15 protein-coding genes are annotated in these 16,610 nt (G+C 54.7%); 9 read left to right on the forward strand and 6 right to left on the reverse strand.

The window, feature by feature from the left end:
- Positions 1-18 precede the first annotated feature (18 nt).
- The 3 genes from B2R17_RS22700 (at position 19) to B2R17_RS22710 (ending at position 5,153) form a co-directional block, all read left to right on the forward strand.
- Positions 19-3,462 (forward strand): efflux RND transporter permease subunit, encoded by a 3,444-nt coding sequence (locus B2R17_RS22700; RefSeq protein ID WP_286765792.1) that lies wholly within the window; start codon positions 19-21, stop codon positions 3,460-3,462.
- Positions 3,463-3,562: 100 nt separating this feature from the next.
- Entirely contained in the window at positions 3,563-4,078 is a 516-nt protein-coding gene (locus B2R17_RS22705) for a hypothetical protein (protein WP_286765793.1), read from the forward strand.
- A gap of 742 nt (positions 4,079-4,820) precedes the next feature.
- A complete protein-coding gene (locus B2R17_RS22710; protein ID WP_286765794.1) occupies positions 4,821-5,153 on the forward strand; it encodes a hypothetical protein in 333 nt (110 codons plus the stop codon).
- A 111-nt stretch (positions 5,154-5,264) separates the two neighbouring features.
- Here B2R17_RS22710 and B2R17_RS22715 read toward each other — a convergent pair whose 3' ends face one another.
- Entirely contained in the window at positions 5,265-6,131 is an 867-nt protein-coding gene (locus B2R17_RS22715; RefSeq protein ID WP_286765795.1) for a hypothetical protein, read from the reverse strand.
- A 339-nt stretch (positions 6,132-6,470) separates the two neighbouring features.
- Here B2R17_RS22715 and B2R17_RS22720 point away from each other — a divergent pair, with 339 nt between their 5' ends.
- The 4 genes from B2R17_RS22720 (at position 6,471) to B2R17_RS22735 (ending at position 10,488) form a co-directional block, all read left to right on the forward strand.
- On the forward strand, positions 6,471-7,544 hold the full coding sequence (locus B2R17_RS22720; RefSeq protein ID WP_286765796.1) for a hypothetical protein: 1,074 nt from the start codon (positions 6,471-6,473) through the stop codon (positions 7,542-7,544).
- 180 nt (positions 7,545-7,724) lie between these two features.
- On the forward strand, positions 7,725-7,919 hold the full coding sequence (locus B2R17_RS22725; protein ID WP_286765797.1) for a hypothetical protein: 195 nt from the start codon (positions 7,725-7,727) through the stop codon (positions 7,917-7,919).
- A gap of 945 nt (positions 7,920-8,864) precedes the next feature.
- The gene (locus tag B2R17_RS22730) at positions 8,865-9,251 is read left to right on the forward strand and encodes a hypothetical protein (protein ID WP_286765798.1); all 387 of its coding nucleotides are present in this window, start codon (positions 8,865-8,867) and stop codon (positions 9,249-9,251) included.
- A 244-nt stretch (positions 9,252-9,495) separates the two neighbouring features.
- The gene (locus tag B2R17_RS22735) at positions 9,496-10,488 is read left to right on the forward strand and encodes a GGDEF domain-containing response regulator (RefSeq protein ID WP_286765799.1); all 993 of its coding nucleotides are present in this window, start codon (positions 9,496-9,498) and stop codon (positions 10,486-10,488) included.
- 406 nt (positions 10,489-10,894) lie between these two features.
- Here B2R17_RS22735 and B2R17_RS22740 read toward each other — a convergent pair whose 3' ends face one another.
- From B2R17_RS22740 to B2R17_RS22760, 5 genes are all read right to left on the reverse strand, one after another.
- Entirely contained in the window at positions 10,895-11,098 is a 204-nt protein-coding gene (locus B2R17_RS22740) for a hypothetical protein (RefSeq protein ID WP_286765800.1), read from the reverse strand.
- On the reverse strand, positions 11,095-11,409 hold the full coding sequence (locus B2R17_RS22745; RefSeq protein ID WP_286765801.1) for a hypothetical protein: 315 nt from the start codon (positions 11,407-11,409) through the stop codon (positions 11,095-11,097). Before B2R17_RS22745 ends, B2R17_RS22740 begins: the two co-directional genes overlap by 4 nt.
- A 75-nt stretch (positions 11,410-11,484) precedes the next feature.
- A complete protein-coding gene (locus B2R17_RS22750) occupies positions 11,485-12,996 on the reverse strand; it encodes a hypothetical protein (RefSeq protein WP_286765802.1) in 1,512 nt (503 codons plus the stop codon).
- 527 nt (positions 12,997-13,523) lie between these two features.
- Entirely contained in the window at positions 13,524-14,057 is a 534-nt protein-coding gene (locus B2R17_RS22755) for a DUF4411 family protein (RefSeq protein WP_286765803.1), read from the reverse strand.
- Positions 14,054-15,199, reverse strand: a complete 1,146-nt coding sequence (locus tag B2R17_RS22760; protein WP_286765804.1) for an ImmA/IrrE family metallo-endopeptidase — start codon at positions 15,197-15,199, stop codon at positions 14,054-14,056. The genes B2R17_RS22755 and B2R17_RS22760 overlap by 4 nt, the downstream gene beginning before the upstream one ends.
- A 394-nt stretch (positions 15,200-15,593) precedes the next feature.
- Between B2R17_RS22760 and B2R17_RS22765 the strand changes: the two genes are divergently transcribed.
- Both B2R17_RS22765 and B2R17_RS22770 read left to right on the forward strand, forming a co-directional pair.
- Positions 15,594-15,863, forward strand: a complete 270-nt coding sequence (locus tag B2R17_RS22765; protein ID WP_286765805.1) for a hypothetical protein — start codon at positions 15,594-15,596, stop codon at positions 15,861-15,863.
- A gap of 351 nt (positions 15,864-16,214) precedes the next feature.
- Positions 16,215-16,610, forward strand: a 396-nt coding sequence (locus B2R17_RS22770) for a hypothetical protein (RefSeq protein ID WP_286765806.1), incomplete at its 3' end; no start/stop codon positions are given.

Genomic DNA, 16,610 nt, shown 5'->3' on the forward strand with positions numbered 1-16,610 from the left:
CTTAAATCGACAATAAACATGTTCGATTTCATTATTAAATACTCGCTCCGTTACCGCATGCTGGTCGTCGTAATCAGTTTGGTCGTGCTGGTCTATGGCTCGTACCTGGCAACGCAAATGCCGATCGACGTCTTTCCCGACCTCGACCGGCCTCGCGTGGTCATCATCACTGAAGCACCAGGCTTGGCGACCGAAGAAGTCGAAACGCTGGTCACACAGCCGATCGAAATCGCATTGATGGGTGCCAACGGTGTACAAGCTGTTCGCAGTCAGTCGACCTCGGGTTTGAACATCATCTTTGTCGAGTTCGATTGGTCGACCGAGATCCGCGCGGCACGTCAAACCGTGCAAGAACGACTGACAACACTCGAAGGAATCTTGCCAGCGGGAATTCGGCCTCAGATGACACCGCCCTCTTCGATCATGGGCCAGATCGTCGTCGCGGGTATCTATCGACAAGACGGTCCCGACGGCGGAAAGCTTGCTCAAGTCGGCACGACCAATCTGATGGCGGAAATGACCGTGGCCGATGGTCAAACGCCGCACATCGAAGTTTGGCGACCAGGCGATCGACACGACTTTGCAACGTGGGAGAAACTTGCGACGCAATCGATTGACTGGTCAGCAGCAGAGGAACCGAACGTTGGGACGGCGACGATTGAGATCGACGGACGAACTTATGAAGCCAATTTCTATTCCGACGCCAAGCAACAACTTGAACTGCGTACGATCGCGGATTGGATCATCCGGCCTCGGCTGTTGAAAACAACCGGCGTCGCGGAAGTCTTCATGCAGGGCGGCGATCGAAAGCAGTATCAAATCCTAATCGACCCCACGGCACTGCTGGAATACGACATCACGGTGCAGGACGTCGAGAAAGCACTGCGGGAAAGCAACATCAACACGAGCGGCGGATTTGCCGTGACGGGCGAGACAGAGCGTCCGATTCGTGTGCTTGGGCGACTCGGGCCGCAACCGAGTGTTGTTATTGAAGACCTCAAAAAGGTTCCTGTCGGCAGCAATCCCAAACGCTCCGTGTTGCTCGATCAGGTCGCTCGAGTCACCGAGGGACCTCAACTGAAACGTGGCGACGGAAGCGTCAACGGACGGCCAGGGATTGTGTTCACGACCGTCAAGCAACCGCATGTCGACACGCGAAAACTGACCGACGATGTTGCGGCGGCGTTCGCGGAGGTCGAAGCGTCGCTGCCTGCCGACATCATCGTCAACAGCGAACTGTTTCGGTTGAAAAACTTCATCGACCGTGGAATCTTCAACGTTGCCGAAGCACTCGTGATCGGTGCGGTGCTGGTCATCATCGTCTTGTTCCTATTCCTGCTGAACTTTCGCACGACGTTCATCACGCTGACCGCAATTCCGCTATCGCTTGTGCTGACGACGCTCGTCTTCCGTCTGGTCGGAATCCTCAGTGGCAGTGAACTGTCAATCAATGTCATGACGCTCGGCGGTATCGCCGTTGCCATGGGCGAATTGGTCGACGACGCGATTGTGGACGTCGAAAACATTTTCCGTCGCTTGAAACAAAACAACGCCCAACCAATCGACAATTGGCAATCTTCAATCGTCATTGTTTTCGAAGCCAGCAAAGAGATTCGCAGCTCGATCGTTTTCGGCACCGCGGTCGTCATTCTTTCGTTTCTGCCGCTGTTCGCGCTCTCGGGCGTGGAAGGGCGTTTGTTCACGCCACTCGGGTTTGCGTACATCGTTTCGATTCTTGCATCGTTCGTCGTGTCGATGACTGTCACACCGGTGCTTTCGTATTACTTGCTGCCCACGTCAGGTGCGACTCACCGCGAAGGCGACGGGTTCTTGCTACGCGGGCTGAAGACACTCGTCACGCCGCTGATACGACTTAGCATGGCGATGCCTCGCACGCTGTTGGTCCTGACTTGGATTGCCGTTGCACTCGCGGCTTGGCAAATGTCTCAACTGGGCAGAAACTTCTTGCCGCCTTTCGACGAAGGCAGCGTCCAAGTGAACGTGACCCTTCCGCCTGGTTCGTCACTCGACGCGTCGAACCAAGTTTCGCGTTCGATCGACGCGGTCTTTCAATCAATGCAAAAGACCGATGAAAGGCCCGATGGAGAAATCCTGTCTTTCGTTCGTCGAACCGGTCGGGCTGAGATGGACGAACATGCGTCGCCAGTGAATTTCGGCGAATACATCCTCAGCATCAACCCGGATTCCGAGACCAATCGCGAGGAAATCCTGGCCGAGCTGTTGGAGAAGCTCAGCGATGAAGCGCCGGGCGTGGACATCGAAGTCGAACAACCGCTTGCCCACTTGATCAGCCACATGGTTTCTGGCGTCTACGCTCAAATCGCGATCAAGATTCACGGCGATGACCTCGACACTCTTGGCCGAGTCGCCGAGCAAGTCAAAAGCTCAATCCAAGACATTCCTGGCATCACGCCGCCGATCGTCGAACCAATTCGCGAGACGGCTGAGTTGCATATCGAATTGCGTGCGGACGATTTGGCTCTGCACGGATTGACGCGAGAGTATGTTGCCAACGTGTTGCAAACGGCTTTGCAAGGCGAGGTGGTTTCGCAGGTACTCGAAGGCCAACGTCGTTTTGATCTGCTCGTTCGCTTGGAAGAGGAGTATCGGACGGACTATGCCAATCTCGGTCGTCTTCGCATTGACTTGCCGCATCACGCCGACGAAACCGAACGCGGACAGATTGAGCTGCGAGAGGTCGCTGACATCGGCGAAGGCACCGGGCCAAACTCCGTCAATCGCGAAAACGCCCGCCGACGGATCGTGATCCGCTGCAACACGCAGGGCCGCGATCTCGCCAGTGCAGTGGGTGAAATCAAACAACGAGTCGGCGCTGAAGTGCAGATGCCGGTCGGCTATTTCATCGAGTATGGCGGGCAGTTTGAAAGCCAGCAGCGTGCGACTCAGCTAATCATCGTTCTGGCCGGCATCTCCGTCGTTGGCATGTTCGTGGTGCTGATGCTGCTGTTCCCATCGGTGCGAATCGTCCTGCAAATTCTCAACGCCCTGCCGACCGCTTTCATCGGCGGCGTGCTGGCTCTAGTCATCACGCAGCAAAGCCTCACGGTCGCCAGCTTGGTTGGTTTCATCTCGCTCGGAGGGATCGCGGTTCGCAACGGGATTCTTCTGGTGACGCACTACTTCCACCTGATGAAAGAGGAAGACGAAGAGTTCTCGGAAGCGATGATCGTTCGCGGAAGTCTCGAACGACTTGCACCTGTGCTGATGACGGCACTCACCGCGGGCATTGGACTGATCCCATTGGTGTTGGGTGGGCAAGAACCTGGACGTGAGATTCTTTACCCGGTGGCAACGGTCATCCTCGGTGGATTGACCACGTCAACGTTCTGCGAATTCTTGATTCACCCCGGACTGTTTTGGAAGTTCAGCGGCAAGGCAATCACGATTGAAGATTTGCGATCGAAGAAAGAAGACTTTTAGATCGAAAGATTGGATTGTTTTTTTCAATTCGCGGTTTTGACAGTGGCTTCTCCAATCGCCACAGAATTGTCACCGCCGCAAACTCAAAAGGAAACGTACGATGAAGTCACTCAACTACGCACTCTTGACCATCAGCCTCGTCATGAACGTTGGCTGCAGCCAAAAAACGCCGGTCAACGAACCACCGGCCCAAATCGACAATCATTCCGGTCACGAACACGCCGGAGGCGACGGAATTGATCACAGTGTTGTCGGCCATGGTCATGGAGCTGGCCCTCACGACGGCACGATCGCAGACTGGGGTGGCGGAAAGTACCACGTCGAATTCACAGTCGATCACGACAAGACTCAAGCGACGGTGTACGTGCTAGGTGGCGATGAAAAGACGCCCACCCCAATCGATGCAGAAACCATTGAGCTGAACATCGTCGAGCCGGAAATGACCGTGACTCTGAATGCGGCACCGGAAGAAAGCGATCCCGATGGCAAAGCCTCGCGATTCATCGGCACGCATGAAAAGCTTGGCGTCGTCCAAGAGTACGAAGGCAGCATGACGGGCGTGATTGACGGAACACCGTACTCGGGCGACTTCAAAGAAGAAGCTCACGCTCACTAGGGAATTTTCGATTGAAGATTGTCGACTGAAGATTGATGAGATATCTCATCGCCTCCGTCGTCAGCCATTGACCAGAACCTGGACCGCGAATCGTCCAAGCGTTGATTTCGGCTGCGGTGACTGTCACCGTGGCTGAGTTGTCGTTTGGGACGCCTCGAGTTTAGGTGCGTGACTGCTGGTGCAAACGCCCATCAGAATGCCCGCGATCATCATGGGCCGGAACGATGACGACGCCCCGATCACGATACGCAAACCTGCCAGCCAGTTTCGCTGGCCCTCCTCGCGGTCGCCGAAACGGGAGACCCTGAAAACACCACAAAGCTCACCACCAACGGTGCGAGGCAGGGTGCCGATCTCGGGACACAAAAAAAGCCGACTGAAGAGAAACCCGTGAATCACAGGGTCTGTCTTCAACCGGCTTTCGCTGACTTACCAGCAAGCTACCCCGCTAGGACTCTACCGACCGCGGAAAAGACGGGCAAAAGCAATGAGGGCATGCGAGTTACACCAGATTGCACACCACTCGCGGATATCGTCCATGGCATTTGGCATGCTCTTCCTCAGGAAGTTCGGGAGCAAGTGCGATCCAGAGCAGAGGCCGACTCATTGCGGACTCGGTCGAAAGTGTCCTGACCGTGGCTTCAAACATTTCAATTGGCTGCTTGGCTTGTGATTCCGGTTCATCGCAGAGGACAGCAGTCGTCGACGGGGGTGGCCCGACCCCGATTCGGCGACACAGTGTATGTATATCTCTCCCGAAGTATTTTTCCAGTTTCTAAGGCGTCAGAAATTTTCTCTAGCAGCAAAAATTCCACGCCTTCAAGAGACGCTGCTCGGGTTGGAAAACGGAATTGATCTTTCGGCAAGTAAACTGAGATCATTTGCAAGCGATAGTTCACACTTGCTGCGAGAAGGAAAATGCAATGATGGATTCCCGGCGATTCTCATTGAAATCAACACTGAAGATAATCGACTGGCTCTTCGGGATGGCGTGTGCCATCGTATTGGTCGCTTTCATTGCCCTTGCGATTTAGGGGGGCAAGCAGTCCTTCCCGCCGGCAAACCCCTGCCATAGCGAGAAACTAGCTGGCGGTTCGCGGCCCTGCTCACTCGCGATCGCAAGCCAGTGCTTTGGAGCTGTAACACTCGCTCGCGATACGCGTGCTGCCAGCCAAGCCGGGTGCAATCAGGCCTTCAGCGAATTGTAGAGATTTCGGACGCTGTCTGTCGCCTTTGGCAAGTCGATCATGCAGCGAATCAGACATCCGAAGATTCGCTCACCATTCGGCCCATCCACGACTGCGTTTGCTATCACAAACCCCTGTCGCTGCACGTCAACCAATTTGGAGATCGCTGCATTGCTGGTCCTGTCATACACGAGAATCGAGTTGATCGAAGTGCAGGGGACCACCGCCCATTGGCTCGTCGTTTCTAAAGGTAGAATCGCTTCCAGAATCGGAGTCAGTCCGCTCTCGGTCGTTTGAATGCCCGCATATTCATCGACTCCGTGCTCTACCATTTCGGCTATCGTGCTCGACCACGCGTCATGCCCTCCTCCCGTAGCCCTTGAAACGACACCGAGCTCTACAAGCGAAAGGTGATGGATTGCATTTGAAAGTCCGAAACCGTCTGGATCAGCGATCCCATGAGCTTTGAGACCGCCTATTAACATCCGCGTTTCGCCGTTTCTGCTGGACGGGATCATTTTCAATTGGATCCCAGCCGCTTGATCGCTCAGGAAGTTGAATTGTGCTGGAGCATCTTGAGGAAAAACGATCGGCTCAGAGAGTGGCAGCAGCAAGTCGAACCACAAAGGGGCGTGAGAATCTTCACGGAACAAAAGCACGGTAAAAGCTCGTTCTCTGCCAAACGAATATCCGGTGATTTCACCCACTGCACGCTGACTAACGTTGGTGGCATTCCATTCCTCAGCGCGTGATTCGTTTACTCCATCGAAAGTGCCGTGGACAAAACGAAAGCCGGAACCGTCACGCGAGTTGGCTTTGTCCATGGCCCGCCTGAACAAATGAAGCATTTCTGTTTCGGCTGACACTGGGGTCTCCTGATTGGTTGACGTTTTGCGGTGAATCGACGGCATCAGAACCACTGCCGCTTTGTGCCTCAAGGGGGAAGTTACAAATGCGTTTTTCCGAGAAAACCCCAGATAAAGAGACTACTGATCGACATGGCTCTGAGGTATCGCGAATTGCCAGGCTGGGAAGGTGGAGATATGTGGTGGCACCAACCTCCCGCCGGCCAGATCTCGCGGTACGGGCCGCAAGCGTGAAAGCTCATTGCTAAGGCGATCGCTTTGAGTTTAGATTCACGAATTGCTTGCGGTCCGTTCGTTTGTAGCCGCACAGCCAAATATTGCGTAGCCAGGGCAAGAGACGTGGTACAACCAGAATACGAAGGCAAGCGAGTTTGGATCCTCGGCGCCGGCTTCAGTCGCCACCTCGGAGCACCGCTCTTTCACGAGCTGTTTTCGCCAGAAATGGAGATGCTGGTCGCTGCTGAGTATCCGCGACAATCGGGGTTTGAGCGATTGCATGAAGGCCTCAGCCAAGTTGGACGGGAGTATGCGAGAGGTTCGGGGCAGCTAGTTCTTGAAAGCAAGCCCGTTCCAGCCGCCTGGCAAGATCCCGAAAAGTACCTTGAGGTGCTCAGTGGATGGGCGGAGAACCCCGAGTCAGCTTTTGCCCCGTATCGCGAAAACGCGGGCCCGGGCTTCTGGTCCAGACTTCTTGCAGCATCTCTCCGCCGTCTCGCTGCTGAAGTCACCTGTTGCTACTCAAATGGCAGAGCAATCAATGGCGAGCGAGGTCTTGCGTATCAGCAATGGGCAAGCGGACTCGAAGTCGGAAAGGATGTCATTGTGAGCTTCAACTACGACACGATTGTGGAGTCGCTCAACATCAGCGGCCTGTTCACCCTGCTCGGGGCTCCCTCGCTTACAGATGAACGAAGTTTCCAGGGGAAGGTCCCCTTGTTGAAAATGCATGGCAGCGTCGACTGGAAGCGAGTCAATGGAGCTATCCAGCAGTGCGGGATCGATGAAACGATTGGTGACGATCGCCAGTTTGATGAGTTCGCAATGGCGATACCTGGAACTGGCAAACTTGGGTTCAGTCAAGCGAACCAATGGCTCTGGAATTGCGCAGAGCAGTTCATTCAGGGTGCCGAATTCATCAATTTTGTAGGCTACCGAATTCCGGAGACCGATGGCTTGGCTTTGAACTCAATTTGCAAATCAATTCGGCGACGCTGTGAGTCATCGAAGAGGATTGATCTTCCAGTGATCAATATCGTCCTTGGTCCTGTGCCCACGCCCGAACGGGCTAGAGCTGAAGGATTGATGCGATTGCTGCTCGGCGAAGTCGCTTCGGCGAAACAATGGATCAAGAAAGTTCATGTCCACGACATGTGGGCACAGGACTTTTTTCAGGTTGGCGGGACGTTGAGGTAGTCGGCATTCAGAGTTGGTGTGTTCCACTTGGAATCGCGGGATCCAACGCACCAACAATCAACATGGAAACCAACCTATGTCAGTTGCCACCAAACCCTTTGATGTCGACATGCCCGATCCAGCAGTAAATGAGCCTACTGGCCTGCGATTGCTCGTCTTGTGCTGATCGGAATTGCAGTTTTGCCACCTGACCTGTCAGAGGCAGCCGCCGCGGAACCAAAGAAACGGCTGAGGGCAGCGATTGGATCAGAACTGGATTCGTTGGATTTCAGAGGCAAGAAGCTTGACAGCGACAATCCATACTTTGAAGAGGCGGGCAAGGCTGAGTTGGAGGGAACCGATCGCGAAGGCACCCAACCTCCCGCAGGCAATTGATAGCGCATAAAAAATGCCCAGAAGAGCAGGGCAAGCTCAGCCGGGCGGTTGCCAACGACGCTGGTTTAGCTCCGTCGCTAGACTTACTATCGTCATTCTGGAAGGCTCACCCCAGGCAATTCTCAGTTTTTCAAGACAAATCAATTACTAGAGCGTCAGCCTGATTGCAAGCATTGCTGCAGGCGATTGCTTTCAAAAGAAAAAACAGCGCCAGTGAAACCGGGGCTCAGCTTCACTGACGCGTCTGGCGAGAGAAAAGGGCACATGCTCTCGCCAGTCTTTTCACTTTCGACCAAAACCACCGGGTCCCCCGACACGAATATTGAGCAAGCCTGGACGGTTTCGGGAGACGTGTAATGAGCAGATCCAACCATCAAGTCAAGTAAATGGACTGTCGATATCTACAGCGGGGCAATGCTAGTCCGGCGGCTGTATCCGGGGCACCACGGTCAGTCGCCGGAAAGGCATTGGCTTTCAGCGTCTTCGGCTTATCTTTCGGCTTCACTGACGTGTGATTGTGCCAACTAGTCCGATTCGCCAGACATCGCTGCTCGTCAGTGATGATTGAAATCTGGCGGTCTCTTTGGGATGCGAATCTGAGTGACGCGAGCATCTGTGATGCAACCGTGTCCTTTGCAGAAACACCTATTCCCAGGCGGATTGAAAATGACTTCTGCCTTTGAACCAGACGCTGGATCGGATAGAGGCTGTCGTTGTATATCGGGGTCATCGCCGGGTGCCGAGTGTCAAATTCTTGCTTGGTCCGAGCGCGACGCCCAATCGGAAAAGAGTAGAGGGCCTGTCTCCTGCATTTCCCTGTGACCCAATCGCCAGAATTCAGCAGTTGCCAAGCTTTCAAATCCAAGACATGTGAACTCCAGACTTCTTTCAGCTGAGCGGAAGCCTGGTCTGCGGGGAGGCAATAGGTGTGTTCCCAAATCACGCATGCTGGTCTACTTGATCATCAACAAGCTGTGTCAAAGCATTCAGCTCACTCACAAGAAAGAATCCATGCCAGTTGCAACGAAACCGTTTGCCGTCGAGATGCAAGATCCTACCGGTCACGAACCCGTCGGTTTGCGACTGATGGCACTGTGTTGGTCTGACCTCCAGGAACTGCCAATCGAGTTCTCAGAAGTCGAAGCGGCTGCCGAGCTAAAGAGACGTTTCAAACAGGCGATCGAGCAAGAGCTGGAAACACTTGAGTTTGAGGTCAGAAAACTGGACGAAGATGACCCGTACTTCGACGAAGCTGGCAAGCCCGCTTTCTGGCTATTCCATCGACTGAATCGCAAGTACCCGGCAATCAACTGCCAGTCGATTAAGAGCTGATTCAGTCGTTGAGCTTCCTGGACTCTGGGTTCGCATTTTGCGGATAAGAACGGTGAAGCTCCCCCTTTGAATATAGCAGCTGCTGCAGAATGAGCTCTTTGTCGAACCGTTTCGGTTGGGTGCATCTGCTTATCCGCCAGCAGTCTGGATAATTCTCTCTCCAACGTGAAGTTCGTGGGGTAAGTTTGATGACGCTTTGAAGCTTGGAGCCATGAACAAAACTCACTTCGGGAGAAGGAAGCAAATGAGAATCAACCTTCTCCATGTGGAAGATCGCGTCGAAGAAGCCAAGTTCGTCGAGATGATGCTGAGGCGGTCCCCTGACATCACCTTCAACATTGACCACGTCTGCACGGCAGCAGAAGCGTCCAACAGACTCGAGCTGGAAACTTATGATCTGGTTGTGTTCGACTTGGGGCTCCCAGACAGCGATGGCGTGACTGCCGTGAAGCATGTCAGTACCGCCCATCCAAGCACACCAATCTTCGTCTTGAGCGGTGACGACAGACACGATGTTGCAGTTGCCGCCATCGAAGCTGGGGCTCAAGATTTTCTGCCGAAGCAGCATCTGGCAGGGCAGTTGCTGACCCGCATGGCTGCGATGTCGATCGCAAGGCAAAAGCGACTTCGAACGGCAGAACTCGCTTCCCTTACAGATAGCCTGACCGGCATTGGTAACCGCCGCGCTGGCGACCACGCGTTCGAACGACGCCAGCGGGGGCGGGTAGGTGACTCACCGGTATTTGGACTGGCGATGATCGATATCGATCGATTCAAGTCGATCAATGACTTATACGGGCATGATGTTGGCGATGAAGTGATCCGAGAGGTGGCTTTCAAACTTTCCGCAGCGAGCGATCCGGATTGGGACGTCTGTCGCCACGGTGGCGAGGAATTTACGGTCCTGTTCTCGTCGTCGTCGATTGAAGAAACGAACTCGATCGCTGACCGATTGCAGTCCAGCTGTACGTTTTCGCATGGTGTGGATCCGGCGGCGAGAATCACGGCAAGCTGTGGTGCAACTCTCGTCGAACATGATGACACGTTCCGTTCTGCCTCGAAGCGAGCGGATTCCGCACTTTACGCGTCAAAGCAGGGTGGCAGGTGTCGCAGCTTCATACATGACGGGGAATCGATTCATCCAGTCACCCGGGTCGACGCATCTCCTTTTGCATTTGCGCCATCGGCGGACACGACAGCCACTGTCGCCTTTCGTCAGGACCAATCGAAGGTTTGATCACGAATGTTTCGACGCTGCTTCCGGACTCTCAAATGAACAATGTGACCTCGGCGAGCAAAGGAGGCGATCGCTTCTGTGGGCCTTCTTGACCGCGTGGCTCGCGGCTTGCCTTGGGACATCCAATCGCTCGCCTGAGCTGATCATTTCGTATCACGCGAGAGAAGAGTTGCGGCGGCGCCTGAGGGCTGAGCCTTGCTCCGTTCGGGCAATCGGGAGCCGCGGCTCAAGTGCTAGACCGCTCGTTTCCCGGCATCTTTTGATTAATTTGAATCTGTAAAGGGATCTTTCGCTCGAAGCAAAATGTGTCAACGGGAAACAGGCTGCTAAGATTTCCGAAGGAGTGCCAATTGGTCGACCAATGCGGCCGTTTGTCAGACGTTGATTCGTTCATTCGTTACCCACATCAAGCTGGTGGCGACTGCGAGGCTTCCTGATAGCCAACGGCCAAAGGAATCAATTCGCCTTGCTGGTCTCCAGCGGCCAAAGGCAAGCCATCTTGGCTCGCTCGCTTAGAGCCTGAGTGACGAGTGCCGAGCCCTGTGGTGTGGCCCGTCGCGACGTCTCTGGCGGCGAATTCGCCATACACCGAAACGAACTCGGTGTTCATTCCCGCCGGCGATCCTTGTCGAGTTCATCAAAGTGAGATCTGGCGAGCACCTCTCCATGACGGTCAATCAGCTCCACGCCGTCAAATTTCTCCCAGCTCTCGGCGATAACATCTGCCATTTCTTGGTGCTGGCGACTGGTCATCGTTTCGCACTCTGGCCCGACAAACAGCCAGATCATGTGTGGGCTTTCTGGCGAGGTTTCCAAATCAATGAACATCCGCTGATTGAACTTCGAATGGAGAACCACCCGCAGCGCGCAGACCTCGATTGCACGCGATGCCTTGTCCTTTCGCAGTTTGTTGACGTCCATCTTCAAGCTCACCTGCCAGTCACGAATGAGATGGGTGACGGGCTGCCCCGGAATCGCCTGCTCGATCCTGCTATTCTACTCCGCTTGTTCGGCGGCGGCCGCAAGCAGATCATCGAGCGCCCGGCCCGTGTGCTTCGGGTTCGCATAGCTCCATCCCAAAAACTCTTGCATCCACGGCAGTTTCCGATCGAGATCGGGACGCGGGATCCCGCGAGCGTCAAGCATCAAGCCGATTCGTTCGATTCTCGCCTTCTGCATCTCGCCATCGTTGTCATCTTCAAATAGCCAGTGCGGGCTTTGGAAAGCTTCCTCGTATTTCTGCAGCAAGGCTTCATCGCTGGCGCCAACCATCTGACTGATCTCACCTGCCCGCTCTGGATTCTGTCGAATGGCGTTTGCCCCCCAGTCGATTGCACTGGCCTGGCTCTCAGGATCCTGCGAAGAGAACGCCATCGACGCCTGGAAGCTCTCGGCCGGCGTGAGTGGCGCATCGCTACTGCCAGTTTCTCGGCCGGCGAGCTTGAGCTGATGGTTCAGGTACTCGGGGCTGCGCTGGTACTGACCGGCCTGGATCGCCTCCTCAGTCATTCGATCTCGGTTGGCAAATTCGTTTTGCATCTCGCCGTACCGCAAAGCAAGCTCATCGCGACGAAGGCCAAGGGAATCCTTCGCGACACCTTGGCGTGCAGCCATGTCAGCGATCTGCGCTGTCGTCATCTGGCCCTGATTGTCGACACCAGCACGCTGAACAAAGTCATCGAGCGTGAATCGCTTGTTCGCCAATGCGTTCTGCTGCTGGGCTTGTGAAGCAATCTGGTCCAACCGCGATCGCCCTTGCAGCGATTCGTTCAAGTTGTTCACCGCGCCGAGTGCCAGCGTTGGATCCCGCCGCATCGCCTCAAGAGCGATCGGGTTCATGAACGGATTGATCACTGGGGTTTGGCTCTGTTGCGCCAACGCAGCTTGACGCTGTTGGGCCAATTGGTCTTGTCGCATACTGCGAGCCTCAGCTTTCCGTTCAGCACGGGCGGACTGAGCGGCTTCGAACTTGGCTCGGCTGCCGGCATCCGACGCACTTGGGAACAGCTGATCCATCGTCACGCCTTGTGCGACCATGGGTTTCCCGTCAGCGCCCTTACCAATTCGAGCGGTCGGTTTTGCGGCACGTCTGGCAGTTCGTTGTGCGTAGGCCGCATCGATCGCACTTTGGTTTCCCATCGACGGCCCAGCGTTTCCAACACCGCGCCGAGTCGTGATACCGAAGTTGTCTGTGTGTCCCTGAGACGAAGCGGCTTGCTGGCCCATCGTTGCAACGTTTGCCATGCGAGACTGTATCTGGTTCGCACGATCGTGCGCCATGCGAGCACCGTTCACGAGCGGGGTCTGTTGAGCAGCTGCATCGAAGCCGAAGACGTTTTCGATGGTCTGCGTTGCGTTGGTTGCTCGTCGCCGACGCTGCTGCATTGCTTGCCAGCGGGGATCCGCGGCAACTTGCTGAGAAAGCGGGTTCGCAGCGAGGTGATCAGCCAGCCCGCCAGCAGCCATTGCTTTGCGACGGTTCTGGCGCGAGAATTGGGAAGGTGTCATAAGAGCAGTCCTGCAAGTGTGGTTTGGTGCGATCGGCCTTGCTGTTGAATTGGCAAGACTGGAAAGCGAGGTGCGGCTTGCCTCTGCTGAAGACATGATATCACTTCGGTACCGTTGCAGCCTATTGGCGAACCAAATGATTGCTCCAGCCAAGTCTTTGTCACAGCTCATCAAACGCCAAGCAGCTGAGTCATCTGAAGAACCCGCGGCTGTCACCGCCGACCTGATGAAATCCCAAGAGGTTGAAGGCCTGATGCGATTGCACGGCTTCTCTTTCGCAGATGCATGTGAGCTGGTTGTTCTCGACGCCAGGCGTTATTCACCGGGAGGCTTTCAAAAGCTCTCGCACATCCCTTCGCCCCGGTGCATCGCGAAGGCTATGGACGACATCAGGTCCGGACGCGTTGTGATTTCAATCTCGAGAGACGTGGGGCCAGAGTTTGAGCGGCAAAGCCGGGCGATGAGGAAGCGGTGACTGGCCGGCGGGAAGGTGGCTCGCTTTGCTCAGTAACTCGAACGTGAACGATTCAGAAAAGATCTCGGTCGCCCGACTCTTCTTGGTACGTCAGGCAGCCAGGTAGCCGTCTGAGCATTTCGTAAGGTGCGATGCAATCCACGTTGAAATGCTTCGCCGCATCGGGGATCTTCACTTTTGTCGTCGAAAGTGGCGCTGGCACTTCATGGGTGACAATCGTGCAGCGATTGACTTTCGCGTAAGCAATCAGCCAGGGGTCAGCGCCATCCAGGAACTTTGCCTTTGCTGAGGCTTTGTACTGCGTGCTGTTTTGGACGAACTCAGAAATCTCGGTGTAGCTAACAAGCACGCCTTGATTGTCGAGCTTCGCAAAAAATGACTCAGGTGCAATTTGCTTCACCCAATCCGAAAGCTCATCCTCGGATCCAGCAAGCTCGTCCTTCACCCGGGCAATGCTGACGAGTCTGCGTTGACGATGCGCCATTAGGATCGCCGACCAGAAGCCTGGGCAGAAGTCAAACCCGTAGTGCATTCTGTGAGAGCTGATGAACGAATCCGCATCCATCACGAACGATTCGTCTGTCATTCACCAGCTCCATCTAAGATTCGTTTTGCGTACTTGTCGAAAGTCTTGCCCCGCAGGTTCGTCAGCTCGTAGGCCTCCATATGGCCAAGCCGTCCTTCTTGGTTTGCTGCGACAACCGCCTGCCCAAACCTCCTGCAGAGACGAGAATTTTGGTTGTTCCAGAAGTTTCCACTGGTCGGTTCTGGCACGTCGGCGTCGTCCAACCGCTCGGTGTATTTTTCGAGAAACTCCTCGTACTTCTTGCGGCTCATCAGCCCATGTTCAACCGCTCGGATTGCAATCGCGATGGGGCTTGTCTTGAACTTTCGTTGGAGTTCGCTTTGCCGCCCTCCCGCAGGCAGCAACCTCCAGGTGGCCGTAAAGACATCTCGTGGCATCAAAAATTCCGCCGCGACCTTGTTGCAGAATCTCTCGATGCCCTGGCTGCTCTCGTCCGTCATCAGGTCATTGAATAGAGCGCTTTGCCCGATCCACACGTGAGCAAGTTCGTGCGCGATTGTAAAAAGCTGGGCAGCTTTCGCGTCTGTGGAATTCACGAAGATGAGAGGAGCGTAGTTGTCGACCAGCACGAAGCCTTGAAACTCGTCCGTATCGAGAACTCGATGGGTTGTGTTGCCAACGATGCCATTGAAGAAGATGAGGATCCCGGCATTGTTCACGGCATTGCGAAATGCACGAACTGTTTCCGACGAATTCGAACACAGCTCAGCCCAGTCGAGAGGTAGGCCAAGTTCTCGCCTGATGTCATTCGCCACTTCGACCACATCAGAATCGACAGAAAATTTCCCCACAAATTCAAGTGGATCTTGCCCGGCATCAATGAGGTAGTCTCTCATCCAATCCTGACGACGTTCCATTTCGAAAATGGTGTCAATCAAGTTGGGGCTTGGACTTTCAACCTCTTTGCTCAGTCGTGTTCTGAAATCTGGAACTGGAAGCTTCTCTTCCGGCGGAGTTTCTAGAAAGAGGTAACCCAATGGGACCATTGCCGCGCGGGCGAAGTCTTGCAGTTGCTTGAGCGTCGGTTTCCGCCCTCCGTCGATCCATTCTCGTACTGGCTGCTTGAAATCTGAAGCATCTTTACGCGCACGCTGCACCGCCCAAGTGAGCATGTTCGGTTCGATGCTGATGAAGTTTGCCATTCCCGCAATCAATTGACGTGGTGTCCCCCCACCCGAGGAGAGATATCTCAATCACAGAGTTCGTCTCAATATCAGTTTAGTTCAAACGGCTCTCGCCCCTCAAATGAGCAGTGTGATGGTCTGTCGAGCCGAATGACTTTTCCGGAGAATGAGACTGAATCCACGCAATTGACGGGAGAAAGGGCTTTTCTAGTCGTCTCAGCGGCAAAATAGCCTGGTCCATTTTGCAGCGGCAGTGGATTCGAGAGGGCGGCGGTTTTGTAGCGATCGCTTTTGGGGTGTCGCGCAACACCTGAAACGGTCCATGATTCACGTTTGACGATCGCTGGCGACGGCGTGGACTGCCTTGGGCTTCCGCTGTTTGAACGCAACTTGAAAGGTGATGGGTTAAGTGATGAGTGCAGTGTTTGCAATTCGCGACGGCGAGACGATCACCCACAAGGAGCTGATGGTTCCGATGGGTTTTAAAACCGATCGATCGGTAAAGGAATGGATCAACGAACACCAAATCCCCTATTACCCGCGAAATGGTGTGTGGTGGATGGCAGGCGAGGACATCAGGGCCGCATTGCGACATGCAGCAAAAACGCACAAGCAGTGGCAAGCAATTCGAAATCGCGAGGATCCGATGGAAGATCTCCCGCCGAGTAAGAAACCGTCGTGAAGTTGGCTTCATCGCGAATGGCGTGGTTGCGAATCGTTGAATGATTCCGCTTGACACTCGTTTTGCAAAAGCGCATCATCCGGCCATCGTTTGGCAGTTGATCGAGTCTAGAAAACTTGATTGACTTGACCGGTGGTTTTCTCTGACCACAGGTGACAGTGCCGCAAACTACAATCTGAACGAGCGAGAATGCCAAAGCCCAATCATTCGGGAACCATCGAAGCATCGATCTGCGCAGGCAGGGAGCAACGAGAAGTTCGACGCGGTGTAGTTTCCGTGTTTTCTACCGGGTGATTGGGCTTTGTCGTGCGCGGTCACCCATGGTGGCTGCGGAAGGAATCAGGTCCAAGAATGGGCAAATCCACACGAGAAGTCGGGAAGCATCTCGACAAAGCAGCCCGAGATCAGCGATTGATCAGCCACTGTCGCTCTGCGGTGACAATGGCGGGAACTCTGCGAAAAAGCGGTCGTCCTGAGCACGCGATGACAATTTTGTCCGGAACGTTGCCTGTTCAGCTGGCACTCGCCCAAAGAGGCTTGGTCGGGCGGAAAGAAACCGGCGGGTGCGCTGGGATGATCGAGTCATTGCGAACCGCGGGGAAGCTTTCTCCTGAACAGTTCAGCATAATTCGCGAAGGCCTGAAGGCGGTCGGACACGGAAGCGGTCGAGATATTCAAGCAGCAATCGACGCTGGCTTGACGCTTCATCGGATCCTTTGTTCTCAAGCATACGGTGAGTCGGTTCAG

The organism is Rhodopirellula sp. UBA1907 (genome assembly GCF_002337565.1).
Classification (GTDB): Bacteria; Planctomycetota; Planctomycetia; order Pirellulales; family Pirellulaceae; genus Rhodopirellula; species Rhodopirellula europaea.